We start from the raw sequence: 25654 nt of genomic DNA, 5'->3' as shown, positions 1-25654 counted from the left end.
CGGCTATCCCTGCGACGGCTGAGAACGCGCGCGCAACGCCCACAACGCCACGGCGGACGCGGAAGCCACGTTGAGCGAGTCGACGCCGTGCAGCATCGGGATGGTGACCACCGTGTCCGCCGCGGCCAGCGCCCGCCTGCTGAGCCCGTCCCCCTCCGCTCCGAACACCATGGCCACGCGCTCCGGCGGGTCGGCCGCGTATGCGTCGAGCGTCACGGCCTCGTCGGAGAGCGCGAGAGCGGCGATGTCGAACCCGGCGCCGTGGAGTAACGGCACCGCCTCATCCCACTCGGGCAGTCGTGTCCACGGCACCTGGAGCACGGTGCCCATGGAGACGCGGACGCTGCGACGGTAGAGCGGGTCGGCGCACCGCGGCGTGACGAGCACGGCGTCCGCGCCGAGGCCGGCGACCGCGCGGAAGATCGCCCCGACGTTGGTGTGGTCGACGATGTCCTCCAGCACGACCACGCGCCGCGCATCCCGCAGCAGGTCGGTGGGATCGGGCAGCTCGGGGCGGTGCATCGCCGCCAGCGCGCCCCGGTGCAGGTGGTACCCGGTGAGCCGCTCGAGCACGGCCGCGTCGCCGACGAAGACCGGGACGTCGGGATACGGCTCCAGCAGCGGCTCGATGTCCGGGAGCCACTGCTCCTGCAGCAGCACGGAACGCGGCCGGTGCCCGGCGGCCAGGGCGCGCGTGATCACCTTCGTCGACTCGGCGATGTACAGGCCGCCCGCCGGCTCGGTCACCCGTCGCAGCGCCACGTCGGTCAGGCGCGAGTAGTCGGCGAGGCCCTCGGCCTCCAGGTCGTCGATGCGGTGCAGGAGCATGACGTCAACACTGCCAGCCGCACGAAACAAATCGGAAAACTGGGGTGTTTAGACTCAGAGAGGATCTGGAGGTGCCTGTGACCACGCTGACGACCGAGCTCCCGCCGGAGCTGGCCCGCGGGATCGACCAGACCGTCGAGCTGCTCTCCGGCCGCCGCTTCGCCGTTCTGACCGGCGCGGGCGTCTCCACCGACTCCGGCATCCCGGACTACCGCGGCGAGGGCGCGCCGAAGCGCACGCCGATGACGTTCCAGCAGTTCCTCTCCGACGACCGCTTCCGCAAGCGCTACTGGGCCGGCAGCCACCTGGGCTACCGCCGGTTCGCCGCCGCGCATCCCAACGACGGCCACCGTGCTCTGGTGGCACTGGAGGCGGCGGGCGCCGCGAACGGCGTCATCACCCAGAACGTGGATGGGCTGCACAAGCAGGCGGGGTCGCGCAAGGTCGTCGACCTGCACGGCGCCATGGATCGCGTCCTGTGCCTGATCTGCGGCCAGATCTTCGCCCGTGAGGCGATCACCGCGCGCATCGACGCCGCGAACCCGTGGCTCGACACGGAGGGCGCGGTCGAGATCGCGCCGGACGGAGACGCCATCGTCACCGACATCGACGCCTTCGTCGTCCCGGACTGCACCGTCTGCGGCGGCCACCTGAAGCCGGATGTGGTCTTCTTCGGCGAGTTCGTGCCCGCCGAGAAGTACCGCGAGGCCAGCGCGCTGGTCCGCTCGGCCGACGCGCTCGTGATCGCCGGCTCGTCGCTGGCGGTCAACTCCGGCATCCGTCTGCTCGAGGAGGCACGGCGCCGCCGCCTCCCGATCGTCATCGTCAACCGGGGCGCGACCAAGGGCGACGGCCGCGCGACCATTAAGCTGGACGGTGGGACGACGGAGACGCTGGTCCAGTTGGCCGAACGGTTGGCCTGACCCGACCGCCCGCGCGTCCCGGTGACGAAAGGACGCGTGTGACCTTCATCTCGCTGGTGCGGCACGGCCAGACCGACTGGAACCTCGCGAAACGCATCCAGGGCTCCAGCGACATCCCGCTCAATGCGACGGGACGCGACCAGGCGGAGGCGACGGGACGCGCGCTCGCGGGCGGACGTTTCGACGCGATCTACGCCAGCCCGCTTTCGCGCGCGCTCGACACTGCGCGCATCATCGCCGGCCATGTCGGCCTCGGCGAGCCGGAGCGTCTGCCGGCGGTCGCCGAGCGGCAGTACGGCGAGGCCGAGGGCCTGACCGGCGAGCAGATCCTGGCCCGCTGGCCCGACGGGATGCCCGTGCCGGGTCGCGAGACCCGCGACGAGGTCGTCGCGCGCGCCCTTCCCGCGCTCCGCGACCTCGGCGAGCGGCATCCCGGCGAGAACGTCATCGTCGTCAGCCATGGCGGCGTCATCTCGTCGCTGGTGCGCCACGTCACCGATCACGCGCTGCCGGGGCCGGGCGAGCTGATCCCGAACGGGTCCGTCCACCGTTTCCGCTACGACGACGGCGATCTGACGCTCGACCGCTTCAACCTTGGCCCGGAGGACCGCGACCTGTTCACCGCCTCCGTGATGTGACGGAACGCCACCCCGCCGCATCCAGGGTCGCAACGCGCCGTTCCGGCCCGCCGATAACGGCGAGTCGCGACCCACAGACGGCCGTCAGCGCGACGCGACGCCCTCGAGCACCGCCAGCAGCCGCTCCGCCGAGCCGTCCCACGTGTACGGCGCCGCCTGAGCACGCGCGGCCGCCGACCGAGCCGCCCACACGCCGTCCTCCTCGAGGTGCCGGACCCGCGCCGCCACCTGCTCCGGCGCATCCGCGTCGAAGTACAGTGCAGCCTCCCCGCCGATCTCCCGGAAGATCGGGATGTCGCTGACGACCACCGGCGTGCCGAGCGTCATCGACTCCACCAGCGGGATGCCGAACCCTTCGTCGTGCGACGCCGTCACGAGGGCCGTCGCAGCGGCGAGCGTCTCCGCGTACTCCTCGTCGCTGGCGCCGTCATGGAAGACGATGCGCGCACCCGGTGCGAGCTCGGTCAGGCGCTGCCGCTCCGCATCCGACACCCGGCTCATCAGGTGGAGCGTGTACTCCGGCAGCAGCGCGGCCGCACGCACCAGCGTGTCCACGTTCTTGTACGGCATGAACGAGCCCATGTAGACGAGGCTCTTGCTCTCCGCCGCGGTGCGCTCCGCCCGGCCGGGTGCGAGCTCGGGCATGTCGGCCGCATTGGGCACGACGTGCACCGGCCGCTTGGTCAGGCGGTGCTCGGCGATGAGCGCCTTCGTCGTCTCCGACACGGTCACGACCGCGTCGGAGCGGTTCAGCAGCAGGCGCTGCGGCCACCACGCCAGGTGGTATAGCCGCCACAGCCCCCGTACGAACGCCGGCAGGTCGCGCGGCGGCGTCGGGTGGCGGTAGTAGATGAGGTCGTGCACGGTCAGCACCAGCCGGTACTTGCGCCCGAAGCCGCCCATCGTCTGCATCGGCGTGAACACGACGTCCGGCTTGAGGCGGTTGACCGTCCGCGCGACCCACGGCTCGCCCGCCGACGTGGGCGACGGGATGAGCTCCCACGGCAGGTCGGGCAGCATCTCCAGCTGCCGATGGTCGCTGATCAGCATCGTCACCGGGTGCCGCTTCGCGAGGGCGGTGACGAGGCCGGCCGTGTAGCGGCTGATGCCGTCGTGCCGGCCGATGCGCGTGTAGCGGCAGTCGAACAGGATCCTCACGAGCGCTCCCCCGGCAGCTCCGCGACGAAGCGCTGGATGGCACGGGCGGCCGCCGCCGGAGTCTCGTAGTGGATGAGGTGGCCGACATCCGGGATGACGACGAGCTCCGCATCCGGGAACAGCGTCTGCAGGCGGTACTCGGCCGCGATGGGCGTGATGTCGTCCTTCTCGGCGGCGACGAGCAGCGTGCGCTCCGGGATGCGTCCCGCGTACTCGCTGACATCGTGCGACACCGAGGCGCGGAACGCCTCCAGCACCACCCGCCGGTCGCTGAACGCCGAGAAGTAGCGGTCATGCTGGTCGTGGATCCAGCGCCGGAGTGCCGGCTCCTTCGTCTTCGCCATGGCCATGCTCATCACGCGCACGATCACCCGGTTGCGCAGCAGCGCGAATCCGAGCCGCTCGGGCAGTACCGCTGCGAGCCAGTAATAGAAGATCGCGAGCCGGGTGAACACGCCGCGCGGACCCTCCAGCGCCGGCTGGCCGATCGGATTGACGAGAACGACGCGGGCCGGGCGCTCGGCCGCGCTGGCCTCGCCGCCCCCGCCGGCCGCCTCCGCCAGCGCTCCGGACACGACGATCGACCCGAACGAATGCCCGAGCAGCACAACGCGTCCGCTCAGACCGAGCCCCCCGACGAACGCGCGAAGCCAGCGGCCGTAGCCGACGATGTCGTGGGCCGCCTCGGTCATCGGCGTGGACGCGCCGAACCCGGGGAGGTCCGGCGAGATCATGCGGATGCCATCGAGCTGGGCGACCACCGGCTCCAGACCGTGGTGGTCGCCGCGGAAGCCGTGGACGAGCACCAGGGTGGTCGTCGCATCCCGGTTGCCGTAGTCCCAGTACCGGGTCGTCGAGCCGAGCACAGCGACCGCCTCTTCGCGTACGGGCACCCGCTCCAGGGCGGCGGCGTAGGGTGAGGAGACAGTCATCGCTCCCCAGTCTAGGCAGGGTCCGGACAGGACTGGACAGGGCACCGCCCGCACGTCCTAGACTTCTCTGGATGTAACCGCTTGCACCGGATGCCGCTCCCCCGGCGGCCGCCCGGCTCAGCACACGCTCCGCCCCCGCACCTCCCCGCTTGATCCGCTCCCGGCACCACCCCCGATTTACCCTGCTGAAGGAGAACCGTGAGTTTCACCGCGCCCATCACGCTGCCCGGGCTCGCCCTCGACCCCCAGTGGTACCGCCGGTCGGTCTTCTACGAGGTCATGGTCCGATCCTTCGTCGACAGCAACGGCGACGGCTCCGGCGACATCGCGGGCCTCACCTCCAAGCTCGACTACCTGCAGTGGCTCGGCATCGACGCGCTCTGGCTCCCGCCGTTCTTCCGGTCGCCCCTGCGCGACGGCGGCTACGACGTCTCCGACTTCACGTCGATCCTCCCCGAGTTCGGGACGATCGACGAGTTCCGCGAGCTCGTCACGAAGGCGCACGAGCGCAACATGCGCATCATCATCGACCTGCCGATCAACCACACCTCCGATCAGCACGAGTGGTTCCAGCAGTCGCGTTCCGACCCGGAAGGCCCGTACGGCGACTTCTACGTGTGGAACGACACGGACGACAAGTGGCCGGACATCCGCATCATCTTCGTCGACACCGAGGACTCCAACTGGGCGTTCGACGAGGCCAGGCGTCAGTTCTACTTCCACCGGTTCTTCTCGCACCAGCCGGACCTCAACTTCGAGAACCCGGCCGTGCACGAGGCGATGTACGACGTGGTCCGGTTCTGGCTCGACCTGGGCGTCGACGGCTTCCGGCTCGACGCCATCCCGTACCTGTACGAGTCCGACGAGGGCAACGGCGAGGGCGAGCCGAAGACCCACGAGTTCATCATCAAGCTGCGCGAGTGGGTGGACCGCGAGTACCCCGGCCGCATCATGATCGCCGAGGCCAACCAGTGGCCCCGCGAGGTCGCCGCGTTCTTCGGCAGCGAGGAGGAGCCGGAGTGCCACATGGCGTTCGACTTCCCGGTGATGCCGCGCATCTTCTACGCGCTCCGGTCGCAGCAGGCGAGCGAGCTCGTGCGGGTGCTCTCCGAGACCACGGACGTGCCCGACGGCGCCGCCTGGGGCGTGTTCCTCCGCAACCATGACGAGCTGACGCTCGAGATGGTGAGCGAGGAGTACCGGCAGGCGATGTACGGCTGGTACGCCTACGACCCGCGAATGCGCGCCAACATCGGCATCCGGCGCCGCCTCGCACCGCTGCTCGACAACTCCCGTGCCGAGCTGGAGCTCGCCCACGCACTGCTCTTCTCGCTCCCCGGCAGCCCGTTCCTGTACTACGGCGACGAGATCGGGATGGGCGACAACATCTGGCTGCCCGACCGCGACAGCTCCCGCACCCCGATGCAGTGGACGCCGGACCGCAATGCCGGCTTCTCCAGCGCCGACCCGGGCAAGCTCTACCTGCCCGTCGTGCAGTCGCTGGTGTTCCACTACAACCAGGTGAACGTGGAGGCGCAGCTCGCGCAGTCGCGGTCGCTGCTGCACTGGATCCGCAACGTGATCCACGTGCGGAAGGCGCATCCCGTCTTCGGGCTGGGCGACATCCGCGTACTGCCGACCGACCACGAGTCCGTCCTGGCGTTCGTGCGCTCGTATGCGGGCAGCGGCACGCATTTCGGCGACCAGCCGGAGGACGTGCTGTGCGTGTTCTCGTTCGCGCACAATCCCGTGTCGGTCACGCTGGAGGCACCGGAATTCGCCGGCCGTACCCTGTACGACCTGTTCGGCGGTGCGGAGTTCCCGACCGTCGCCGACGACGGCCGCTTCACGCTCACCCTCGGCACGCAGAACTTCTACTGGCTGCACATGGAGCCGCGCCGCGACTGAGCCGCGGTTCCCCGGTTCGCCGAGGTGCACCTTGTTGCGCCCTCCCCCGGCGTGTCGAGCGCAACTACGTGCACCTCGGCGTGCCGTTCCCGGGGGATGACGGTGGGTCCGCTTAGCGTGAGGGCATGAGCACGTGGCACCAGCGACTCGGGGTGTTCGACCTCGAGACCACCGGAATCGACGTCGAATCGGCCCGGATCGTCACCGCCCACGTCGGCCTCCTCGACGAGACCGGTGAGGTGCTTCACCGCCGCGACTGGCTGATCGATCCGCAGGTCGAGATCCCCTCCGAGGCGACAGCGGTGCACGGCATCACCACCGAGCGGGTCCGTGAGCACGGGATGGATGCGGCCAGAGCGGTCGCCGCGATCGTCGCGCAGTTGCGCAGCCTGTTCGATCGCGGCATCCCCGTCGTGGCCTACAACGCGCCCTACGACTTCACGCTCCTCGACCGCGAGGCACGCCGCCACGGCGTCGCCCCGCTCGTCTCCCCCGGCCCCATCATCGACCCGCTCGTCATCGACAAGGCGGTGGACAAGTACCGCCGTGGCAAGCGCACGCTCACCGTCACCGCGACCCACTACGGTGTCGACCTCCTCGCCGCGCACGATGCGGGGGCCGACGCCATCGCGGCCGGCCGCGTCGCGCAAGCGCTGGCCCGCATCCACGCCGAGGCCCTGGCGTTGGAGGCCGCCGAACTGCACCGCCGCCAGGTCGACTGGTGCCGCGAGCAGGCCGCCGACTTTCAGGAGTACATGCGGCGCGAGCGCGACCCGGAGTTCACGACGTCGGGCGCCTGGCCCATCCGCTGAGCACCGCCCGCGGGCTTCCCCCGCATGCGGGGGCTACTGCACCGGGCGCTGGCCCGCTAGATTGTGCCGCATGAGCGACTCCAACCTGAACCCGCAGCCCCTCCCGCCGCAGCAGCAGCCCGCCGGCTACCAGCAGCAGTACCAGGGCGCGCAGCCCGGCTGGAACACCATGTCGATCGTGGCCTTCATCCTGTCCTTCATCGTCAACATCGTGGGCATCATCCTGGGCTTCATCGCCCTCAACCAGATCAAGCGCACCGGCGAACAGGGCCGCGGCCTCGCGATCGCGGCCATCATCATCGGCTTCGTGTCGGTCGCCTTCAGCATCATCTTCACCATCATCTTCTTCGCGTCGCTCGGCGCAGCGATGAACAACTACAACTACAACTGAGCTCGTCTTGCAACGTCGAAGGCCCCCGTCCGGCGGACGGGGGCCTTCGTGCGTCTGGAGTTCCCGCGGGTGAGGCGCCGTCGAACCGCGCTGACGCCGTCGCGGCTTGCGTAGGTGAAACCCCGCCGAATCTCCGACGGACCGCGGTGCGGATGGAGATCTGCCGCCGTTCCGGCCGAAACTCCGACGGTGGGCGGCGAATCTCCGACGGCAAGCACGCACAGAAACAACGAAGGCCCCCGTCGAATCGACGGGGGCCTTCGTGAAGCGGCTTACTTGCCGAAGCTCTTGTAGCGCGAGTTGAACTTCTCGACGCGGCCGGCCGAGTCCATGATGCGCTGCTTGCCCGTGTAGAACGGGTGCGACTCGGACGAGATCTCGACGTCGATCACCGGGTAGGTGTTGCCGTCCTCCCACTCGATGGTCTTGTCGCTCGACACGGTGGAGCGGGTGAGGAACGTCGCACCCGAGGCCAGGTCGCGGAAAACCACCGGGGCGTAGTCGGGGTGGATGCCAGTCTTCATCAGGACTTCCTTGTTGCAGCTAGTAGTCGGTTCGGTCGTGTCCGCGCAGACCGCGTGGACGGGAAGCTTCAGACCCGAGAGCCATGGATTGCAGCCGTGAAGGCACAATCGGATCGGGGGCCAGCTATCGAGTCTAGCAGATCGACGGCGGCCGATCAGCCCTCGACGCCCTGGCGCGCCCGGGCGGTGTAGCGGCCGTCGGACTCGGTGATCTGGACGTCGATGTCGAAGGTCGCACTGAGGTTCTCGCTCGTCAGGACCTCGCCGATCGGGCCCTGAGCGGTGATCTCGCCGTCCTTCAATAGCAGTGCACGGTTGAAGGCCTGCGGGATCTCCTCGACGTGGTGGGTGACCATCACGATCGCGGGCGACTTCGGGTCGCTGGCGTATCCGCCGAGCAGCTGGAGCAACTCCTCGCGGCCGCCGAGGTCGAGGCTGGCCGCCGGCTCGTCGAGCAGCAGGATCTCGGGATCGGTCATCACCGATCGGGCGATCTGCACGCGCTTCTGCTCGCCGTCGGACAGGCTGCCGAACGTACGGTCGGCGAGGTGGTCGAGGTGCCACTCGGAGAGCACCCGGTGCGCCCTGCGCTCGTCGATGTCCTCGTAGAGCTCGTTCCAGCGACCCGTCACGGCGTAAGCGGCCGTCATGACCACATCCAGCACGCGCTCGTTGCGCGGGATGCGGCGGGCGAGAGCGCTGGATGCGAAGCCGAGGAGCGGACGCAGCTCGGCGAGGTCGGTGTGGCCGACCGACTCGCCCAGCACGACGGCCTCGCCCGAACTCGGGTGCAGAGCCGCCGCGGCGATCTGCAGCAGGGTGGTCTTCCCTGCGCCGTTCCGGCCCAGGATGACCCACCGCTCGTCCGGTTCGACCGCCCAGTCGATACCCTTCAGGACGGGGTTGCCGTCCCGCACAACGGACACGTCGGAAAGTCGGAGAACGCTGTCGGCCATGCCTTCCAGCCTACCGTCGCCGGACACGGGTCAGTGACGACCGGCGAGGGACCGGTACACGTCGCGCGTCTGCTCGGCGATGGCCGTCCAGCTGAACGAGGTCTCCGCCCGCTCGCGCCCCGCGCGACCCATCTCGGCCGCGCGCACAGGGTCGCCGGCCACCTCGGTGAGGGCGGCCGCGAGGTCTCTGACGAACGCCTCGGGGTCGGTCGGGGTGCCCGTCCCGTCCTGGAGTTGCCGGATGGGCACCAGCCGTCCCGTCACCCCGTCCACGATGACCTCGGGGATGCCGCCGGTCGCCGTTCCGACCACGGGCAGCCCGCACGCCATCGCCTCGAGGTTGACGATCCCGAGCGGCTCGTAGATCGACGGGCAGACGAAGACGGTGGATGCGGTCAGTGCGATGCGCAGCTCGTCGTTCGGGAGCAGACGATCGATCCAGACCACGCCGTCCCGCTCGCCTTGCAGCTCCTCGACGAGCCCGCTCACCTCGGCCAGGATCTCCGGAGTGTCCGGCGCTCCGGCACACAGGATGACCTGCACCTCGGGCGGCAGCATCCTGGCCGCGCGCAGCAGGTACGGCAGCCCCTTCTGGCGGGTGATGCGGCCGACGAAGATGACCGCCGGGCGCTCAGGGTCGATCCCGAGCGCACGTGCGCGGTCGTCGTCGCGCAGCGGCTGCCAGCGCTCCAGGTCGATGCCGTTGTAGATCGTGACGACCTTCGTCGGGTCGAGCTGCGGGTAGGAGGCGAGGATGTCGCGGCGCATCCCATCGCTCACCGCGATCACCGTGTCCGCCGCCTCGAACGCGGTCTTCTCGATCCAGCTGGACACGCGGTAGCCGCCGCCCAGCTGCTCGGCCTTCCACGGCCGTAGCGGCTCCAGGCTGTGCGCCGTGACGACGTGCGGGACGCCGTGCAGCAGCTTCGCCAGGTGACCGGCGCCGTTCGCATACCAAGTGTGCGAGTGGACGACATCCGCTCCCCCGCAGTCCTGCGCCATCTGCAGGTCGACGCCCAGCGTGGCGATCGCCCCGTTGGCGTCGGCGAGCTCTGCGGGCACGCGGTACGACGCGGTATCCGGCTCGTCCCGGGGCTCGCCGAAGGCGCGGACGATCACCTCGGTGTCGGTCCGCAGAGCCTTCACGAGCTCGGTCACATGGACCCCGGCCCCGCCGTAGATGTCCGGCGGATACTCCCGGGTGAGCAGATCGACGCGCATGACCGAAACGCTAGTACAGCGATCAGTTCGCCTCTACTGTTGTGGACATGGCATCAGGCAAGAAGATCTTCGGCATCGTCCTCGCGGGCGGAGAGGGAAAGCGGCTGATGCCGTTGACGGCGGACCGGGCGAAGCCCGCCGTCCCGTTCGGCGGCCAGTACCGCCTCATCGACTTCGCCCTGTCGAACCTGATCAACTCGCAGCTGCGCCAGATCGTCGTGCTCACCCAGTACAAGTCGCACAGCCTCGACCGCCACGTGTCGCAGACCTGGCGGCTCGACGGCATCACCAGCTCCTACATCGCATCGGTCCCCGCGCAGCAGCGCCTCGGGAAGCGGTGGTTCTCGGGGTCTGCGGACGCCATCCTGCAGAGCCTCAACCTGCTGCGCGACGAGAAGCCGGACATCGTCGTCGTCGTCGGCGCCGACCACGTCTACCGGATGGACTTCGGCCAGATGATCGAGGCGCACATCGCCTCGGGGGCCCCCGCGACGGTGGCCGCAATCCGCCAGCCGATCGGGCTCGCGGACCAGTTCGGCGTCATCGAGGTCGAGCCGGAGCGCCCCGACCGCATCGGCGCCTTCCGCGAGAAGCCGCGCGACCCGATGGGGCTCCCGGACTCCCCGAACGAGGTGCTCGCCTCCATGGGCAACTACGTCTTCGACGCCGATGCGCTCATCGACGCCGTGGTGCGCGACGGCGACCGCCCGGACTCCAACCACGACATGGGCGGCGACATCATCCCTGACTTCGTCGCGCGCGGCGAGGCGGGGGTTTACGACTTCAATAACAACGACGTCCCCGGCTCGACCGAACGTGACCGCTATTACTGGCGGGATGTCGGAACCATCGACTCGTTCTTCGAGGCGCACCAGGACCTCATCTCGGCCCTGCCGGTGTTCAACCTCTACAACCGCTCCTGGCCGATCTTCAGCCAGGTGCTCAACTCGCCGCCGGCGAAGATCGTGCGCGACGGCCGCGGCGCGCTCGGCACGACCATCGACTCCATCGTCTCGCTCGGCTCCGTGATCTCCGGCGCCCACCTCGAGCGGAGCGTCCTCGGCCCGTGGGCCAAGGTCGACTCCGGTGCGAAGGTCGTCGACTCGGTCGTCTTCGAGCGCGCGATCATCGAGCCGAACGCGTTCGTCGGCCGCGCCATCCTCGACAAGGATGTGGTGGTCGCCGAGGGCGCGCAGATCGGCGTCGACCCGGACCGCGACCGCGCCAGGGGCTTCACGGTGACCGACTCGGGCATCACCGTCGTCGGCAAGGGCGTGCACGTCGTTCCATGACGACCACCGCACAGCACACCGGGTCCGCTTCCGTCCTCGTCGTCCTCGACGCCGACTCCACGCTGCTCCAGGACGAGGTCATCGAACTGCTCGCCGACGAGGCGGGGTCACGTCCGGAGGTCGCCGAGATCACCGAGCGCGCCATGCGGGGTGAGCTCGACTTCGAGGAGAGCCTGCGCGAACGGGTCCGCACCCTCGCCGGCCTCCCCGCCTCCGTGTTCCAGCACGTGGGCGAGCGCATCCGGGTGACCGAGGGCGTCCCCGAGCTCATCGCCGGAGTGCAGGCGGCCGGTGGCGTCGTCGGCGTGGTCTCCGGCGGCTTTCACGAGCTGCTCGACCCGATCGGCGAACGCCTCGGCCTCGACCACTGGCGCGCCAACCGGCTGGTCGTCGCAGACGGAAAGTTGACCGGCGAGGTCGACGGACCGGTGGTGGATGCGGCGGCCAAGGCTCAGGCGCTGCTGTTCTGGGCCGCAGACGCCGGAGTCCACCTGCGCCAGACCGTGGCCATCGGCGACGGCGCGAACGACCTGCGGATGATGGCGGAGGCCGGCCTGTCCGTCGCCTTTAACGCGAAGCCCCGCGTGCGTGCGGAGGCCGACCTGGTGATCGACCGCCCCGACCTCTCGCAGGTGCTCCCGCTCCTCGGCCTCCGCGGCTGAGAACCCGACAGCTGAGCGGCAGACAGCTCCTGAGTTTTTCGCCCCGACACGCCGGCGCGGGGCCGAAAAACTCAGGAGCTGTGTGCGTGGGTCAGTGCCCCATCCCGAGGCCGCCGTCGACCGGGATGACCGCGCCGGAGATGTAGCCGGCGTCGTCCCCGGCGATCCACGTCACGACTTTCGCGACCTCGGAGGCCGACGCGAACCGTCCGGCCGGGATGCTCTTCTTGTACTCGGCCTGCTGCGCCTCGGGCAGCGCCGCCGTCATGTCGGTCTCGATGAAGCCGGGGGCGACGACGTTCGCGGTGATGCCGCGGGCGCCCAGCTCGCGGGTGATGGACCGCGCCATGCCGACCAGTCCCGCCTTCGACGACGCGTAGTTGACCTGCCCGGCGCCGCCGAACAGCCCCACGACGCTCGAGATCAGCACGATGCGGCCGAACCGCGCCTTCAGCATCCCCTTGTTCGCACGCTTGACGACGCGGAAGGCGCCGCCGAGGTTCGTCTCGATGACCGAGTCGAACTCCTCGTCCGTCATGCGCATCAGGAGGGTGTCCTTGGTGATGCCCGCGTTCGCGACCACGACCTCCACCGGGCCGAGCTTCTCCTCGACCTCGGTGAATGCGGCGTCGACCGAGGCGGCGTCGGTGACGTCCGCCCGCACCGTCAGCGCGCCCTCCGGGCCCTCTCCCGACCGCGCGGTGACCGCGACGCGATGCCCCTGGGCGACGAACTCCTCGGCGATGGCGAAGCCGATCCCCCGGTTGCCTCCGGTGACGAGGACGGTGCGTGGCGTGGTCATGCGATTCCCTTCAGGAAGACGGCTTTCTGCAGATTCGACCCCAGCAGGGCCGAACCCAAGTTTATGGACGTACGCTGGACTCAACGCACATGAAGAAGCCCTCAGCACCGTCGATCACGAGTCTCCCCCTCTCTCCCGATGAGGAGCGACGGCACCGGATGATCAAGTATTCGGTCGCCATGGGAGTGCGCGTGCTGTGCCTCATCGCCGCGGTCATCGTCCCCGGCTGGTGGGCCGCCATCCCGCTCGTCGGAGCGATCTTCCTCCCCTATTTCGCAGTCGTCATCGCCAACGTCTCGGTGGAGCAGGGTCGAGTGGATGTTCAGCGTCCAGGCAGTATCGTTCCAGTTGCGCCGCCTCCGCCGGCGCAGAAGGACGAGCCTCGGGAGGGCCAGTGATCGGGATGGGCGAGCCGGAGCCGCTCACGTGCTCGCGCGCCGGCTGCCGAGACACCGCGTCGTGGCGCATCGAGTGGCGCAACCCGCGCATCCATTCGGCTGACCGCGTGAAGGTGTGGCTGGCGTGCGATGAGCACGTCGACTTCCTCCGCGAGTTCCTGGCTGCCCGCGACTTCCCCCTGCGCGTCGTGCCGGCGGCCGAGGTCGCCGCCGGGGGGCCGATCGCGTGACCGGATCGACGACCGACGGGTGGCGCTTCGCGTTCTCCCGCCGCTGGCTGGGGTATCTCGCCTTCGCGATCGTGTTCGCGATCGCGTGCGGCTTCCTGTCGAACTGGCAGCTCGCCCGCAGCAAGGAGGCGGCGGCAGCGAACGCCCTGGTGACGGCGAACTTCGACCAGTCCCCCGTCCCGCTTACCGAGGAGCTGCCGTCGCTCGGCGCGTACTCGCCGAAGCAGGAGTGGAAGCGCGTCACCGTGACCGGGACGTACGAGCGCGACAAGCAGCTCCTCGTCCGCAACCGTCCGTTCAACGGGAGCCCGGGCTTCGAGGTGCTCACACCGTTGCGCACCGCCGACGGCTCGCTGTTCATCGTCGATCGCGGCTGGGTACCGACCGGCAACACGACGGACTCCCCCGACCACGTGCCGGCCGCACCCGCCGGAACCGTGACGGTGGTCGCGCGGCTGAAGGCGAGCGAGCCGGCCATCGCCGGGCGAACGGCGACGGGTGATCAGGTGGGAACCATCCAACTGTCCGTGGTCAAAGAGAAGCTCGGCGGCGCCGACGTCTACACGGGCGCGTACGGGCTGCTCGACAGCGAGGACCCGGCCCCCGCTACAGCGCCGACGCCGACCGTGACCAGCCCGCCGACACAGGATGAGGGGCTGCACTGGTCGTACATGATCCAGTGGATCATCTTCGCCCTGATCGGGTTCTTCGGCCTCGGCTACGCGCTCGTGACGGAGTACCGCAAGCGCAACTCGGACGACCCCGCGGAGCGCGAGCGCGCTGCCGCACGCGAGCGTCGCCGTCGCGCCAAGCGCACCGACGCCGACGTCGAGGACGAGCTCCTCGACGCCGCCCGCTGACCCCTCGCGCCGCACCCCCACCGTCGAGTACGCACAAATTGCACGCCGCGGAGGCTCGGGGCGTGCAATTTGTGCGTACTCGACGGGGGCGGGGAGGCCTCAGGCGAGGGAGATGAGGTCGAGGTAGTCGCGCGACCAGTGGTCCTCGACGCCGTCGGGGAGGATGAGGACGCGCTCGGGATTCAGCGCCTCGACCGCGCCCTCGTCGTGGCTGACCAGCACGACGGCGCCCTCGTAGTGAGCCAGCGCATCCAGGATCTCCTCCCGGCTCGCCGGGTCGAGGTTGTTGGTGGGCTCATCGAGAAGCAGCACATTCGCCCCAGACACGACGATCATCGCCAACGCGAGCCGGGTCTTCTCGCCACCGGAGAGCACACCGGCCGGCTTGTGCGCGTCGTCGCCCGTGAACAGGAACGAGCCGAGCACCCTGCGGGCCTCTGTCTCGGTCAGTGACGGCGAGGACGACACCATGTTCTGGAGGACGCTGCGCTCGACGTCGATGGTCTCGTGCTCCTGCGCGTAGTACCCGATGCGCAGTCCGTGTCCGGGTTCGACCTGGCCGGTGTCCGGCTTGTCGACACCCGCGAGCATCCGCAGCAGCGTGGTCTTGCCCGCACCGTTCAGCCCGAGCACGACGACTTTCGAGCCGCGGTCGATCGCGAGGTCGACGGCGGTGAAGATCTCGAGCGAGCCGTAGCTCTTGGAGAGGTCGCTCGCCTGCAGCGGCGTTCGTCCGCACGGCGCCGGGGTCGGGAACCGCAGCTTCGCGACCCGGTCGACCTGGCGCACCTCCTCGAGGCCCGCGAGCAGCTTCTCGGCGCGCGCGACCATCTGGTGCGCCGCGGCCGCCTTCGTCGCCTTCGCGCCGAACTTCGCCGCCTGCAGCTGCAGGGCGCCCGCCTTCTTCTCGGCGTTGGCGCGCTCCTTCTTGCGGCGCTCCTCGTCGGCGGCGCGCTGGCGCTGGTAGTTCTTCCAGCCCATGTTGTAGATGTCGATGACCTGGCGGTTCGCATCCAGGTAGAAGACGCGGTTGACCGTCTCGCCGACCAGCTCCACGTCGTGCGAGATGACGATGAAGCCGCCGGTGTAGTTCTTCAGGAACTCGCGCAGCCAGATGACCGAGTCCGCATCCAGGTGGTTCGTCGGCTCGTCGAGGATCATCGTGCGGGCGTCGGAGAACAGGATGCGCGCCAGTTCGATTCGGCGGCGCTGACCGCCCGAGAGGGTCTTCAGCGGCTGGTCGAGGATGCGATCCGGCAGGTTGAGGTTGGACGCGATGGATGCGGCTTCGGCCTCGGCCGCGTACCCGCCGAGCAGATGGAAGCGCTCCTCCAGCCGGCCGTACTTCTTCATCGCGGCCTCGGACACCGCGGAGTCGGTGCTCGCCATGTCGACGGTCGCCTGCTGCATCCCGAGCACGATCGAGCCGAGGCCCCGGGCGTCGAGGATGCGCGTGCGCGCCAGGTCGTCCAGGTTGCCGGAGCGCGGGTCCTGCGGAAGGTACCCGAGGTCGCCGGAGCGGTCGACCTTGCCGGCCGTCGGGAGCAGGTCGCCGGCGAGGACCTTGGTGAGTGTCGTCTTGCCGGCGCCGTTGCGGCCGACGAGTCCGATCTTGTCCCCGTCGGCGACGCGGAAGCTCACGTCCTCCATCAGAAGGCGTGCGCCAACGCGCAGCTCCAGCCCCTGCACGGCAAGCACGTCGATCTCTTCTCTACTCGGTTCTCAGCAAACAGTTCCGGACTTTTTCGGCCCGACACGCCACGGCGCGGTCGAAAAAGTCCGGAACTGTTGGAGGGGATGTCTTAGATTGCGAAGCCGAGGGCGCGCATCATGTCGCGGCCGTCGTCGGTGATCCGCTCGGGGCCCCACGGCGGCATCCACACCCAATTGATGCGGAACGCCTCGACGATGCCGTCGAGCGCCTCGGCGGTCTGCTCCTCGAGCACGTCGGTCAGCGGGCAGCCGGCACTGGTGAGCGTCATCGAGATGATGAGCGCGTTGTTCTCGTCATCCCAGGCCAGGTCGTAGATGAGGCCCAGGTCGACGACGTTAATCCCGAGTTCGGGATCCATGACGTCCTTCAGCGCCTCCTCGACCTGGTCGAAGAGCGCTGAGCTCAAAGTGGCGGGCATGTGAGGATTCTACCTCTCTCAGGATCCGGCGACTTCGGCCGCCGAGGCGGCTGCGGGCTCGGGGGCGTCGACGTAGCGGTCGTAGCCCTCCTCCTCCAGGCGGTCGGCGAGCTCCGGTCCGCCCTGCTCAGCCACGCGGCCGGCGACGAACACGTGCACGAAGTCCGGCTTGATGTAGCGGAGGATGCGCGTGTAGTGCGTGATCAGCAGGATGCCGAGGCCGGTGTTGGCCTTCGCCCGGTTGACGCCCTCGGAAACGATCTTGAGCGCATCCACGTCGAGGCCCGAGTCGGTCTCGTCGAGCACGGCGAACTTCGGCTTGAGCAGCTCGAGCTGAAGGATCTCGTTGCGCTTCTTCTCACCGCCCGAGAAGCCCTCGTTGACGTTCCGCTCGGCGAACGACGAGTCCATGCGCAGGGCGCCCATCGACTCGCGGACGTCCTTCACCCAGGTGCGGATGGACGGCGCCTGGCCCTCGATCGCCGTCTTGGCGGTGCGGAGGAAGTTGGTGTTGGTGACACCGGGGATCTCGACCGGGTACTGCATCGCGAGGAAGAGGCCGGCACGCGCACGCTCGTCGACGGTCATCGCGAGGACGTCCTCGCCGTCGAGCGTGATCGAGCCCTGGGTCACGGTGTACTTCGGGTGACCGGCGATCGTGTAGGCCAGGGTGGACTTGCCGGAGCCGTTCGGGCCCATGATCGCGTGGATCTCACCCTCGTTGATGGTGAGGTCGACGCCGTTCAGGATGGGCTTGGTGCCCTGGTCCGTCTCGACGGTGACGTGGAGGTCGCGGATCTCGAGGACTGACATGGTTAGTTGTTCACTTTCGGGGCGCTGGGGTCGATGAAGACGTCTCCGTCGATGATCTCGACGGGAAACACGGGGACCGGCTCGTAAGCCGGGAGGTTGAGGGGCTTGCCGGTCACGAGGGAGAACTGGGAGCCGTGCGCCCAGCACTCCAGGGTCTCGTCCTCGACGAAACCCTCGGACAGCGAGATCTCGCCGTGGGTGCAGGTGTCGCCGATGGCGTGCACCGCACCGGACGAGTCCTTGACGACGGCGATGGGGACGCCGTCGAGCACGACGCGGGTGGCCTGGTTCTCGACCAGCTCCGCGACGGCTGCGACGCGCTGGCCCGCCATCAGTTCTCGGCCCCGGCGGCCGGCGCGGAGGGCGCCGACGCGGTGACCGACGCCGATTCCAGCTCGTCCTCGATCTTGGCCTGCAGGCGCTCCTGGAGCGCCGGCGAGCCGATCTGCTGGACGATCTCGGCGAGGAAGCCGCGCACGACCAGGCGGCGCGCCTCCTCCTCCGGGATCCCGCGGGACTGGAGGTAGAACAGCTGCTCGTCGTCGAAACGGCCGGTGGCGCTCGCGTGACCGGCGCCGACGATGTCGCCGGTCTCGATCTCGAGGTTCGGCACGGAGTCGGCGCGGGCCCCGTCGGTGAGGACGAGGTTGCGGTTCTGCTCGTAGGTGTCGGTGCCGACGGCCTTCGGGCCGATGAGCACGTCGCCGATCCACACCGTGCGAGCGCCCTGGCCCTGCAGCGCGCCCTTGTAGGTCACGCGGCTGCGGGTCTCGGGGCCGTCGTGGTGGACGTACACCTGCTGCTCGAGGTGCTGGCTGGCGTCGGCGAAGTAGGCGCCGAGGAGCTCGGCGTCCGCTCGCGCGCCGGCCAGGTGGGCCGACGGGTTGAGCCGGACGACACCGCCGCCGAGAGTGACGGCGACGTGCTTGATGCGCGCGCCCTCGCCGAGCTCGGCGAAGTGGGCGGCGACGTGGAGCGCCTCGTCGTCCCACTCCTGGAGCGACACGACCGTGAGGTCGGCATCCTTACCCAGGAGGAACTCGACGTTCTCGGTCAGGTGCGCCGATCCGGTGTTCTGCAGGATGAGGGTCGCCACGGCTCCCGGGGCGACCTCGACGACCGTGTGCGCGGCACGCGCCGGTCCGCCGAGGGCGGAGCGGGTCAGCGTGACCTCGCGACGGTCTCCGCTGAGGTCGGCGCCGATGGTCACGAGCAGCGCCTGCTCGAAGGCCGTCCAGGCGTTGGCGGAGGCGCGGTCCTCGGGCTTTCCTGCAGCGCCGATGCGGGCGTCGTCACGGCCGATCCACGCGGTGGTCACACCGGGGGCCGTCGTGGCGTCGTACACGTACGGCGAGCCGTCCAGGTCGCCCGTGATGAGCTCCTGGATGCGCGCCACCGGCGTGTACTTCCACATCGCCTCGCGGCCGGTGACCGCAGGGAAGTCCGACACCTCGGTCGAGGTGAACCGCTCGGCGCGGCTCTGCACCGGGACAGGTGCTCGCATGTGGGTCGGGGCGGGCGCGGTGGTCTGCGTCGTCTCGATCTGCGTCATCCGACAGAGCCTTCCATGCCCATCTCGATGAGCTTGTTGAGTTCCAGTGCGTACTCCATCGGGAGCTCGCGGGCGATCGGCTCGATGAAGCCGCGGACGATCATCGCCATGGCCTCATCTTCCGGGAGCCCACGCGACATGAGGTAGAAGAGCTGCTCCTCGCTCACGCGCGACACGGTCGCCTCGTGGCCGAGCTGCACGTCGTCGACACGGATGTCGATCGCCGGATACGTGTCGGATCGCGAGATCGTGTCGACGAGCAGCGCGTCGCAGCGCACGGTGTTGGCGGAGTGGTGCGCGTTCGCATCCATCCGCACCTCGCCGCGGTAGCCGGCACGGCCGCCGCCGCGCGCGATCGACTTGGAGACGATCGACGACTGCGTGTACGGCGCCATGTGGATCATCTTGGCGCCGGCGTCCTGGTGCTGACCGGGACCGGCGAACGCGACGGACAGGGTCTCGCCCTTGGCGTGCTCCCCCATCAGGTAGATCGACGGGTACTTCATCGTCACCTTGGAGCCGATGTTGCCGTCGATCCACTCCATCGTCGCGCCCTCGGCAGCGGTGGCCCGCTTCGTGACGAGGTTGTAGACGTTGTTGGACCAGTTCTGGATGGTCGTGTAGCGAACGCGGGCGTTCTTCTTCACGATGATCTCGACGACCGCGGAGTGCAGCGAGTCCGACTTGTAGATCGGAGCGGTGCAGCCCTCGATGTAGTGGACGTAGCTGCCCTCGTCGGCGATGATCAGCGTCCGCTCGAACTGGCCCATGTTCTCCGTGTTGATGCGGAAGTAGGCCTGCAGCGGGATCTCGACGTGGACGCCCTTCGGGACGTAGACGAACGATCCGCCCGACCACACGGCGGTGTTCAGTGCGGCGAACTTGTTGTCGCCGGCCGGGATCACCGTTCCGAAGTACTCCTCGAAGATCTCGGGGTGCTCGCGGAGCGCGGTGTCGGTGTCGAGGAAGATGACGCCCTGCTGCTCGAGGTCTTCACGGATCTGGTGGTAGACGACCTCGGACTCGTACTGCGCAGCGACGCCGGCGACGAGACGCTGACGCTCCGCCTCCGGGATGCCGAGCTTCTCGTACGTGTTCCGGATGTCCTCCGGCAGGTCTTCCCAGCTCTGCGCCTGCTTCTCGGTGGAGCGGACGAAGTACTTGATGTTGTCGAAGTCGATCTCCGACAGGTCGGCGCCCCAGGTCGGCATCGGCTTGCGCTCGAAGAGCTGGAGGGCCTTGAGACGGCGTTGCAGCATCCACTCGGGCTCCTTCTTCAGAGCCGAGATGTCTTTCACCACCTCGGGAGAGAGACCGCGGCGGGCGATGGAACCCGCGGCGTCGGAATCGGACCAGCCGAACTCGTACTGCCCCAAAGAGGCGAGCTCAGGCCGATCGATCAGGATGTCTGACATATCTACCTCGTTTCCTTCCACTCGTAACCGGATATCAGTCCGGCTCATTCCCCTCCGCAAGCACGGCTTTCGCCGGTCGCTGCTGAGCGTCCTGATTGTGCGGGTGGCGGTGACTGCGTACCAACACGTGCGTACCTAGACTGTTCGTGGAGACGGGCCACGATGCCCCGGCCACGGACGGAGAAACCGGCCGCGCGCACGCGCTAAATTGCGCGTTCCTCGAACCCACCAATTCTACAGGTGCGGCGCGGTATTAGTAGAGGCGCGCCTGCGCATTGCCCGAGTATCCGCATCCGGCCCCGCCGATCCGACCGAGAGAGCCCCGAACCATGAAGCGCATCATCGCCTGGCTGCCGGACCGTGTGGACGGGCGCACCCGCGTCGTCGCGTGGATCTACCTGGCTGCGCAGATCATGCTCGTCGCGACGGGCGGCGCTGTGCGGCTCACCGGCAGCGGCCTCGGTTGCCCCACCTGGCCGAAGTGCACGGCCGACTCGCTCGTCAACACGCCCGAGATGGGCATCCACGGCGTCATCGAGTTCGGGAACCGGGTGCTGGGCGGAGTGCTCGCCGTGCTCGCGATCGTGGCCTTCCTGCAGGTCGTGAAGCTGTACCGCTCGCGGCGCGATCTGTTCTGGCTGACCCTGATCGCCGGTCTCGGCGTGCCGTTCCAGGCGATCCTCGGCGGGATCACGGTGCTCACCGGTCTCACCTGGTGGGTCGTGGGGATGCACTTCGTCGCGTCCGTCGTGCTCGTGACGCTGACCACCTCATACCTCGTCCGCGTCTACGCCGTCCCCGGCCCGCGCTACCGGGCCGTCCCCGCCTGGTATCTCGCCGTCGCCGCCGTGACCGCCGTCGTCGTGCTCATCACGATCCTGGTGGGGATCGTCACCACCGGGGCGGGACCGCACGCGGGCGACGACCACACTCCCCGCAGCGGCCTGAACCCCGAGATCCTGCAGCATGTGCACGCCATCCCCGCCTATGTCACGTTCGCGCTGACGCTGGTGCTGGTCGTGGCGGCGTTCCGCGTCGGCGGTCCCGCCGTGCGCCGCTTCACGCAGTACCTGCTCGCGGTCGAACTGCTGCAGATCGTCGTCGGGCTGATCCAGGCCAACACCGGCCTCCCGGGAGTCCTGGTGGGCATCCACATGACGCTCGCCGCACTGCTCGCCGCCATGATGACGGCGGTCGTGCTGTCGCTCTACTCCCCCGTGTCCGCCGCGCGCGAGACCGAAGGCTCAACCGCGGACGTCGTCGCGGCCTAGCCGGCCGACACGCGCCTCGCGCGTCTCGCCGTGGAGGCTGACGACCGAGCGCATCCCGTCGCCGAAGCCGAAGCCCACGGCCTCGGCGAGACGTCTGCTCGGCTCGTTGCCGGGCACGTACTCCCAGTTCAGCCGGTCGAATCCCAGTCCATCGGGGTCGAGCGCATAGCGGGCGACGGCCCCCAGCGCCTCCCGCATGTAGCCCTGGCCTCTCGCCCAGGGACCCGACCAGCAGCCGAGGGAGGCCGACCCGGCGCGCTCGTCCTTGCGGACCTCCAGCGCGCCGAGGAGGCGGCCGCCGCCGCGCGCGTGCAACGCCCAGACCGTGTACCGGCGGCTCGCCAGACCGTGCGGGCAGTAGCTGCGCACGAAGAACTGCGCGCTCTCACGCGTGTACGGCGACGGGAGGGGCACCCACCGCTGCGTCTCGACGTCCTGACAGGCTTCCAGCACGTCCGGGATGTCGTCGTCCGTCGGCACGTCCAGCACGAGGCGGGGCGTCGTCAGACGCAGGGTCAGCACCGGTGCCGTCATGCGCACATGGTAGAGCCGCAGAGGGCCTCGTGGCACGACTTCGTGGCCGGAACCTGCGTCCGGCCCACGATCAGAACGGCAGCAGCGGGTCGATCGCGACGGCGAGGAAGATCAGCGTCAGGTACGCGATCGATCCGTGGAACACGCGCATCGGCGACACCGTCTCGTGACGGATCGCGAGGTTGTACAGGCGGTGCGACTCGTAGATGAACCAGCCGCCGGCCACCAGGGAGACGGCCGTGTACAGCAGCCCCATGTGCGCGACCGGGATCAGCAGCAGCGAGCACGCGACCATCGCCCAGGCGTACAGGATGACCTGCAGGCCTACGACGGCACGACCGCGGACCACCGCGAGCATCGGGACACCGGCCTCCTGGTAGTCCGAGCGGTACTTCATCGACAGCGGCCAGTAGTGCGGCGGCGTCCACAGGAAGATGATGCCGAACAGGATGAACGGCGCCCAGCCGAGGGAGCCGGTCACGGCCGCCCAGCCGATGAGCACGGGCATGCAGCCGGCGACGCCGCCCCAGACGATGTTCTGCGGGGTGCGGCGCTTCAGGATCAGCGTGTAGAAGACGACGTAGAGCAGGATGGCCGCGACGGACAGCGCGGCGGCGAGCCAGTTGGTGAAGAAGCCCAGCACCACCACGGAGGCGATGCCCAGAGCCCAGGCGAAGACCAGCGCCTCGCGGTCGGACAGCTCGCCGGTGACGAGCGGGCGGTTCTTCGTGCGCCGCATGACGCGGTCGATGTCGCGGTCGATGTAGCAGTTGAAGGCGCCTGCGGAGCCTGCGCTCATGTAGCCGCCGACGACCGTGGCCAGCACCAGCCACAGGTTCGGGATGCCGTTCGCCGCGAGGATCATCGTCGGGACCGTGGTGACCAGCAGCAGCTCGACCACCCGCGGTTTGGTGAGGGCGACGTACGCCTTCACCTTGCGAGCGACGCCGATGCGGCCCGGTTCGACACGGCTCTCTACAGCGACGTCCATTGCTCCTCGTGATGTGTCGGCGATGTACTCAGACGGTATCCGATTCTACGTCACGTCGAGGACCGGGCCACCCGACTACCCCGTGTCCGCCTGTGACACAACCGTCTGAGGGAACACCCCATGTTTCTTGCGCGTTACCTATACTTGGAGATGCTCGCCAGCCGAAGCCCTGTTCCGGCCGCACTCTTTGTAGGACGGTGACGGAGGAATGGCTCGGCGCCGATGACGTCCACGGCGCGCACTACCTCAACCGGTGCGGGTTCCACGACGACCCTCACCACATTCGACGAAGGGTCAGTTTTCACGTGGCAGCACTGCAGTGGGATCCCATTGACAACAAGGCAGTAGACACGGCGCGCGTTCTCGCGGCCGACGCGGTCGAGAAGGTGGGCAACGGGCATCCCGGCACCGCCATGAGCCTCGCTCCCGCGGCCTACCTGCTGTTCCAGAAGGTGATGCGCCGCGATCCGCGCGACCAGCACTGGCTCGGCCGCGACCGCTTCATCCTCTCGGCGGGCCACTCCTCTCTGACCCAGTACATCCAGCTCTATCTGGGCGGCTACGGTCTCGAGCTCGACGACCTGAAGAAGCTGCGCACGTGGGGCTCCCTCACCCCCGGCCACCCCGAGTACGGACACACCGACGGCGTGGAGATCACCACCGGTCCCCTGGGCCAGGGCATCTCCTCCGCCGTCGGTTTCGCTTATGCGCAGCGTTTCGAGCGCGGCCTGTTCGATCCGGACGCGGCCCCCGGCACCAGCCCGTTCGACCACCACGTCTACGTGATCGCCTCCGACGGCGACCTCGAGGAGGGCGTCAGCTCCGAGGCCTCGTCGCTCGCCGGCCACCAGGAGCTCGGCAACCTGATCGCGATCTACGACAGCAACCAGATCTCGATCGAGGACGACACCGACATCGCCTTCACCGAAGACGTGAAGGCGCGCTACGAGGCGTACCACTGGGACGTGCAGGTCGTCGACTGGAAGAAGACCGGCGTCTACCAGGAGGACGTCGAGGAGCTCTACCAGGCGATCGAGAACGCGAAGGCCGTCACCGACAAGCCGTCGCTGATCATCCTCAAGACCATCATCGGCTGGCCGGCCCCGAAGAAGCAGAACACCGGCAAGATCCACGGCTCCGCCCTGGGTGCCGACGAGCTCCGCGCCGTCAAGGAGGTGCTCGGCTTCGACCCCGAGCAGACCTTCGAGGTCGCCGACGAGGTCATCGAGCACACGCGCAAGGCCATCGAGCGCGGTGCCGAGGAGCGCGCCGAGTGGCAGAAGGGCTTCGACTCCTGGGCCGAGGCGAACCCCGAGCGCAAGCAGCTGCTCGACCGCCTGCTGAGCGGCGCCGCGCCGGAGGAGCTGGAGAGCGCGCTCCCCGTGTTCGAGCCGGGCAAGGACGTCTCCACCCGCGCCGCGAGCGGCAAGGTGCTCAACGCCATCGCGCCGGTCATGCCGGAGCTGTGGGGCGGCTCGGCCGACCTCGCGGAGTCGAACAACACGACCATCGAGAGCGCGGCCTCGTTCGTGCCCACCGAGCGTTCGACGCACGAGTGGACCGGCAACCCATACGGACGCGTGCTGCACTTCGGCATCCGCGAGCACGCCATGGCGGCCATCCTGAACGGCATCGTGCTGCACGGACCGACGCGTCCGTTCGGCGGCACGTTCCTGATCTTCAGCGACTACCAGCGGCCGTCCCTCCGCCTGTCCGCCCTCATGAACATCCCGTCGATCTTCGTCTGGACGCACGACTCCGTCGCGCTGGGCGAGGACGGTCCCACCCACCAGCCGATCGAGCAGCTCTCGACGCTGCGCGCCATCCCCAACTTCACGGTCGTCCGCCCCGGCGACGCCAACGAGGTCGCCTGGGCCTGGAAGACCATGCTGGAGCGCCGCAACGGCCCGGCCGGCATCGCGCTGACCCGCCAGAACATCCCGGTGTTCGAGCGCGGAGACGGCGACGCCGAGGGCGACACCCTCGCGTCGGCCAAGAACGTCGCGAAGGGCGCGTACATCCTGGCCGAGGCGCCCGGCGGCACGCCGGACGTGATCTTCATCGCGACCGGCTCCGAGGTCCAGATCGCGCTCGAGGCCCGCGAGGAGCTGCGCGGCGAGGGCATCAACGCCCGCGTCGTCTCCGCGCCCAGCCTCGAGTGGTTCGCGGAGCAGCCCGCCGAGTACCGCGAGAAGGTGCTCCCCGAGGCCGTCAAGGCCCGCGTCTCGATCGAGGCCGGCGCGTCGCTCGCCTGGGACAAGATCGTCGGCGACCACGGCCGGAGCGTCTCGATCGAGCACTTCGGTGCATCGGCCGACTACAAGACGCTGTTCCGCGAGTTCGGTATGACCACCGAGCACGCCGTGTCCGCAGCGAAGGAATCGCTCGCGTCGCTCTGAGCGCGGGCACAA

At 69.0% G+C, this 25654-nt stretch carries 27 protein-coding genes; 12 read left to right on the top strand and 15 right to left on the bottom strand.

Features of this window, described 5'->3' with window-relative positions; genetic code table 11:
• Positions 1–3: 3 nt before the first annotated feature.
• Entirely contained in the window at positions 4–828 is an 825-nt protein-coding gene (locus ACF1AJ_RS03570; RefSeq protein ID WP_391506132.1) for a TrmH family RNA methyltransferase, read from the bottom strand.
• Between the two features lie 77 nt (positions 829–905).
• Between ACF1AJ_RS03570 and ACF1AJ_RS03565 the strand changes: the two genes are divergently transcribed.
• Together ACF1AJ_RS03565 and ACF1AJ_RS03560 are read left to right on the top strand one after the other, a co-directional pair.
• Complete coding sequence (locus tag ACF1AJ_RS03565; protein WP_391507429.1) at positions 906–1751, top strand: Sir2 family NAD-dependent protein deacetylase; 846 nt, start codon at positions 906–908, stop codon at positions 1749–1751.
• Between the two features lie 38 nt (positions 1752–1789).
• Positions 1790–2389: a histidine phosphatase family protein gene (locus ACF1AJ_RS03560; RefSeq protein ID WP_018191107.1), complete on the top strand. Its 600-nt coding sequence runs from the start codon at positions 1790–1792 to the stop codon at positions 2387–2389.
• Positions 2390–2473: 84 nt separating this feature from the next.
• Here the strand turns inward: ACF1AJ_RS03560 and ACF1AJ_RS03555 are convergent, their stop codons facing one another.
• Complete coding sequence (locus ACF1AJ_RS03555) at positions 2474–3547, bottom strand: glycosyltransferase family 4 protein (RefSeq protein ID WP_391506131.1); 1074 nt, start codon at positions 3545–3547, stop codon at positions 2474–2476.
• Positions 3544–4479 (bottom strand): alpha/beta fold hydrolase, encoded by a 936-nt coding sequence (locus ACF1AJ_RS03550; RefSeq protein WP_391506130.1) that lies wholly within the window; start codon positions 4477–4479, stop codon positions 3544–3546. The genes ACF1AJ_RS03555 and ACF1AJ_RS03550 overlap by 4 nt, the downstream gene beginning before the upstream one ends.
• A 198-nt stretch (positions 4480–4677) precedes the next feature.
• Here ACF1AJ_RS03550 and treS point away from each other — a divergent pair, with 198 nt between their 5' ends.
• From treS to ACF1AJ_RS03535, 3 genes are all read left to right on the top strand, one after another.
• Positions 4678–6387 (top strand): maltose alpha-D-glucosyltransferase, encoded by a 1710-nt coding sequence (gene treS / locus ACF1AJ_RS03545; RefSeq protein WP_018191110.1) that lies wholly within the window; start codon positions 4678–4680, stop codon positions 6385–6387.
• A gap of 125 nt (positions 6388–6512) precedes the next feature.
• Complete coding sequence (locus ACF1AJ_RS03540) at positions 6513–7199, top strand: exonuclease domain-containing protein (RefSeq protein WP_391506129.1); 687 nt, start codon at positions 6513–6515, stop codon at positions 7197–7199.
• A 70-nt stretch (positions 7200–7269) separates the two neighbouring features.
• Positions 7270–7590, top strand: a complete 321-nt coding sequence (locus ACF1AJ_RS03535) for a DUF4190 domain-containing protein (protein WP_391506128.1) — start codon at positions 7270–7272, stop codon at positions 7588–7590.
• A gap of 272 nt (positions 7591–7862) precedes the next feature.
• On the opposite strand, the gene ACF1AJ_RS03530 is transcribed toward ACF1AJ_RS03535, so the two are convergent.
• The 3 genes from ACF1AJ_RS03530 to glgA all read right to left on the bottom strand — a co-directional run bounded on the left by ACF1AJ_RS03530 (position 7863) and on the right by glgA (position 10291).
• Positions 7863–8114 (bottom strand): type B 50S ribosomal protein L31, encoded by a 252-nt coding sequence (locus ACF1AJ_RS03530; protein ID WP_018191113.1) that lies wholly within the window; start codon positions 8112–8114, stop codon positions 7863–7865.
• 155 nt (positions 8115–8269) lie between these two features.
• The gene (locus ACF1AJ_RS03525) at positions 8270–9070 is read right to left on the bottom strand and encodes an ABC transporter ATP-binding protein (RefSeq protein ID WP_391506127.1); all 801 of its coding nucleotides are present in this window, start codon (positions 9068–9070) and stop codon (positions 8270–8272) included.
• 30 nt (positions 9071–9100) lie between these two features.
• Complete coding sequence (glgA, locus tag ACF1AJ_RS03520; protein ID WP_391506126.1) at positions 9101–10291, bottom strand: glycogen synthase; 1191 nt, start codon at positions 10289–10291, stop codon at positions 9101–9103.
• A 47-nt stretch (positions 10292–10338) separates the two neighbouring features.
• Here glgA and ACF1AJ_RS03515 point away from each other — a divergent pair, with 47 nt between their 5' ends.
• Positions 10339–11583: a glucose-1-phosphate adenylyltransferase gene (locus ACF1AJ_RS03515; protein ID WP_309859838.1), complete on the top strand. Its 1245-nt coding sequence runs from the start codon at positions 10339–10341 to the stop codon at positions 11581–11583.
• A complete protein-coding gene (gene serB, locus ACF1AJ_RS03510; RefSeq protein WP_391506125.1) occupies positions 11580–12245 on the top strand; it encodes a phosphoserine phosphatase SerB in 666 nt (221 codons plus the stop codon). Before ACF1AJ_RS03515 ends, serB begins: the two co-directional genes overlap by 4 nt.
• A 91-nt stretch (positions 12246–12336) precedes the next feature.
• Here serB and fabG read toward each other — a convergent pair whose 3' ends face one another.
• On the bottom strand, positions 12337–13047 hold the full coding sequence (fabG, locus tag ACF1AJ_RS03505) for a 3-oxoacyl-ACP reductase FabG (protein WP_309859842.1): 711 nt from the start codon (positions 13045–13047) through the stop codon (positions 12337–12339).
• A gap of 89 nt (positions 13048–13136) precedes the next feature.
• Here fabG and ACF1AJ_RS03500 point away from each other — a divergent pair, with 89 nt between their 5' ends.
• Genes ACF1AJ_RS03500 through ACF1AJ_RS03490 form a run of 3 tightly spaced genes read left to right on the top strand, consistent with a single transcriptional unit; the run spans position 13137 to position 14535 of the window.
• A complete protein-coding gene (locus ACF1AJ_RS03500) occupies positions 13137–13445 on the top strand; it encodes a DUF3099 domain-containing protein (RefSeq protein ID WP_309859844.1) in 309 nt (102 codons plus the stop codon).
• 5 nt (positions 13446–13450) lie between these two features.
• Positions 13451–13675 (top strand): hypothetical protein, encoded by a 225-nt coding sequence (locus ACF1AJ_RS03495; protein WP_172823194.1) that lies wholly within the window; start codon positions 13451–13453, stop codon positions 13673–13675.
• Entirely contained in the window at positions 13672–14535 is an 864-nt protein-coding gene (locus tag ACF1AJ_RS03490; protein ID WP_391506124.1) for an SURF1 family protein, read from the top strand. Before ACF1AJ_RS03495 ends, ACF1AJ_RS03490 begins: the two co-directional genes overlap by 4 nt.
• Positions 14536–14634: 99 nt before the next feature.
• On the opposite strand, the gene ACF1AJ_RS03485 is transcribed toward ACF1AJ_RS03490, so the two are convergent.
• The 6 genes from ACF1AJ_RS03485 to sufB form a co-directional block, all read right to left on the bottom strand.
• Positions 14635–16233, bottom strand: a complete 1599-nt coding sequence (locus ACF1AJ_RS03485; RefSeq protein ID WP_029043033.1) for an ABC-F family ATP-binding cassette domain-containing protein — start codon at positions 16231–16233, stop codon at positions 14635–14637.
• 104 nt (positions 16234–16337) lie between these two features.
• Positions 16338–16667, bottom strand: a complete 330-nt coding sequence (locus ACF1AJ_RS03480; protein ID WP_391506123.1) for a metal-sulfur cluster assembly factor — start codon at positions 16665–16667, stop codon at positions 16338–16340.
• An 18-nt stretch (positions 16668–16685) separates the two neighbouring features.
• Positions 16686–17480: a Fe-S cluster assembly ATPase SufC gene (gene sufC, locus ACF1AJ_RS03475; protein ID WP_391506122.1), complete on the bottom strand. Its 795-nt coding sequence runs from the start codon at positions 17478–17480 to the stop codon at positions 16686–16688.
• Positions 17481–17482: 2 nt separating this feature from the next.
• Positions 17483–17812 carry a non-heme iron oxygenase ferredoxin subunit gene (locus tag ACF1AJ_RS03470; protein WP_018191125.1) on the bottom strand — a complete coding sequence of 110 codons (330 nt, stop codon included), beginning with the start codon at positions 17810–17812 and terminating at the stop codon, positions 17483–17485.
• Positions 17812–19032, bottom strand: a complete 1221-nt coding sequence (gene sufD, locus ACF1AJ_RS03465) for a Fe-S cluster assembly protein SufD (protein WP_391506121.1) — start codon at positions 19030–19032, stop codon at positions 17812–17814. The genes ACF1AJ_RS03470 and sufD overlap by 1 nt, the downstream gene beginning before the upstream one ends.
• Positions 19029–20447 (bottom strand): Fe-S cluster assembly protein SufB, encoded by a 1419-nt coding sequence (gene sufB, locus ACF1AJ_RS03460; protein WP_309859852.1) that lies wholly within the window; start codon positions 20445–20447, stop codon positions 19029–19031. The genes sufD and sufB overlap by 4 nt, the downstream gene beginning before the upstream one ends.
• Positions 20448–20776: 329 nt before the next feature.
• Here sufB and ACF1AJ_RS03455 point away from each other — a divergent pair, with 329 nt between their 5' ends.
• Positions 20777–21718 carry a heme A synthase gene (locus ACF1AJ_RS03455; protein ID WP_391506120.1) on the top strand — a complete coding sequence of 314 codons (942 nt, stop codon included), beginning with the start codon at positions 20777–20779 and terminating at the stop codon, positions 21716–21718.
• Here ACF1AJ_RS03455 and ACF1AJ_RS03450 read toward each other — a convergent pair.
• Both ACF1AJ_RS03450 and ACF1AJ_RS03445 read right to left on the bottom strand, forming a co-directional pair.
• On the bottom strand, positions 21692–22252 hold the full coding sequence (locus tag ACF1AJ_RS03450) for a GNAT family N-acetyltransferase (protein ID WP_391506119.1): 561 nt from the start codon (positions 22250–22252) through the stop codon (positions 21692–21694). The genes ACF1AJ_RS03455 and ACF1AJ_RS03450 overlap by 27 nt on opposite strands.
• A 70-nt stretch (positions 22253–22322) precedes the next feature.
• Positions 22323–23243 carry a heme o synthase gene (locus ACF1AJ_RS03445; protein WP_391506118.1) on the bottom strand — a complete coding sequence of 307 codons (921 nt, stop codon included), beginning with the start codon at positions 23241–23243 and terminating at the stop codon, positions 22323–22325.
• 305 nt (positions 23244–23548) lie between these two features.
• Here ACF1AJ_RS03445 and tkt point away from each other — a divergent pair, with 305 nt between their 5' ends.
• A complete protein-coding gene (gene tkt, locus ACF1AJ_RS03440; protein WP_391506117.1) occupies positions 23549–25642 on the top strand; it encodes a transketolase in 2094 nt (697 codons plus the stop codon).
• Positions 25643–25654 lie beyond the last annotated feature (12 nt).

The organism is Leifsonia sp. NPDC014704 (assembly GCF_043083605.1).
Classification (GTDB): domain Bacteria; phylum Actinomycetota; class Actinomycetes; order Actinomycetales; family Microbacteriaceae; genus Leifsonia.
This window is presented reverse-complemented; position numbering and strand designations above follow the sequence as displayed.

Coding starts and splice junctions, on each gene's coding strand:
- glgA (WP_391506126.1), bottom strand. CDS start 10,291: ATGCGCGTCGATCTGCTCACCCGGGAGTATCCGCCGGACATCTACGGC.
- ACF1AJ_RS03515 (WP_309859838.1), top strand. CDS start 10,339: ATGGCATCAGGCAAGAAGATCTTCGGCATCGTCCTCGCGGGCGGAGAG.
- ACF1AJ_RS03500 (WP_309859844.1), top strand. CDS start 13,137: ATGAAGAAGCCCTCAGCACCGTCGATCACGAGTCTCCCCCTCTCTCCC.
- ACF1AJ_RS03480 (WP_391506123.1), bottom strand. CDS start 16,667: ATGCCCGCCACTTTGAGCTCAGCGCTCTTCGACCAGGTCGAGGAGGCG.
- ACF1AJ_RS03550 (WP_391506130.1), bottom strand. CDS start 4,479: ATGACTGTCTCCTCACCCTACGCCGCCGCCCTGGAGCGGGTGCCCGTA.
- ACF1AJ_RS03470 (WP_018191125.1), bottom strand. CDS start 17,812: ATGGCGGGCCAGCGCGTCGCAGCCGTCGCGGAGCTGGTCGAGAACCAG.
- ACF1AJ_RS03535 (WP_391506128.1), top strand. CDS start 7,270: ATGAGCGACTCCAACCTGAACCCGCAGCCCCTCCCGCCGCAGCAGCAG.
- ACF1AJ_RS03570 (WP_391506132.1), bottom strand. CDS start 828: ATGCTCCTGCACCGCATCGACGACCTGGAGGCCGAGGGCCTCGCCGAC.
- ACF1AJ_RS03495 (WP_172823194.1), top strand. CDS start 13,451: ATGGGCGAGCCGGAGCCGCTCACGTGCTCGCGCGCCGGCTGCCGAGAC.
- ACF1AJ_RS03445 (WP_391506118.1), bottom strand. CDS start 23,243: ATGGACGTCGCTGTAGAGAGCCGTGTCGAACCGGGCCGCATCGGCGTC.
- ACF1AJ_RS03450 (WP_391506119.1), bottom strand. CDS start 22,252: ATGACGGCACCGGTGCTGACCCTGCGTCTGACGACGCCCCGCCTCGTG.
- serB (WP_391506125.1), top strand. CDS start 11,580: ATGACGACCACCGCACAGCACACCGGGTCCGCTTCCGTCCTCGTCGTC.
- fabG (WP_309859842.1), bottom strand. CDS start 13,047: ATGACCACGCCACGCACCGTCCTCGTCACCGGAGGCAACCGGGGGATC.
- ACF1AJ_RS03455 (WP_391506120.1), top strand. CDS start 20,777: ATGAAGCGCATCATCGCCTGGCTGCCGGACCGTGTGGACGGGCGCACC.
- sufD (WP_391506121.1), bottom strand. CDS start 19,032: ATGACGCAGATCGAGACGACGCAGACCACCGCGCCCGCCCCGACCCAC.
- ACF1AJ_RS03530 (WP_018191113.1), bottom strand. CDS start 8,114: ATGAAGACTGGCATCCACCCCGACTACGCCCCGGTGGTTTTCCGCGAC.
- ACF1AJ_RS03540 (WP_391506129.1), top strand. CDS start 6,513: ATGAGCACGTGGCACCAGCGACTCGGGGTGTTCGACCTCGAGACCACC.
- sufB (WP_309859852.1), bottom strand. CDS start 20,447: ATGTCAGACATCCTGATCGATCGGCCTGAGCTCGCCTCTTTGGGGCAG.
- sufC (WP_391506122.1), bottom strand. CDS start 17,480: ATGTCAGTCCTCGAGATCCGCGACCTCCACGTCACCGTCGAGACGGAC.
- ACF1AJ_RS03525 (WP_391506127.1), bottom strand. CDS start 9,070: ATGGCCGACAGCGTTCTCCGACTTTCCGACGTGTCCGTTGTGCGGGAC.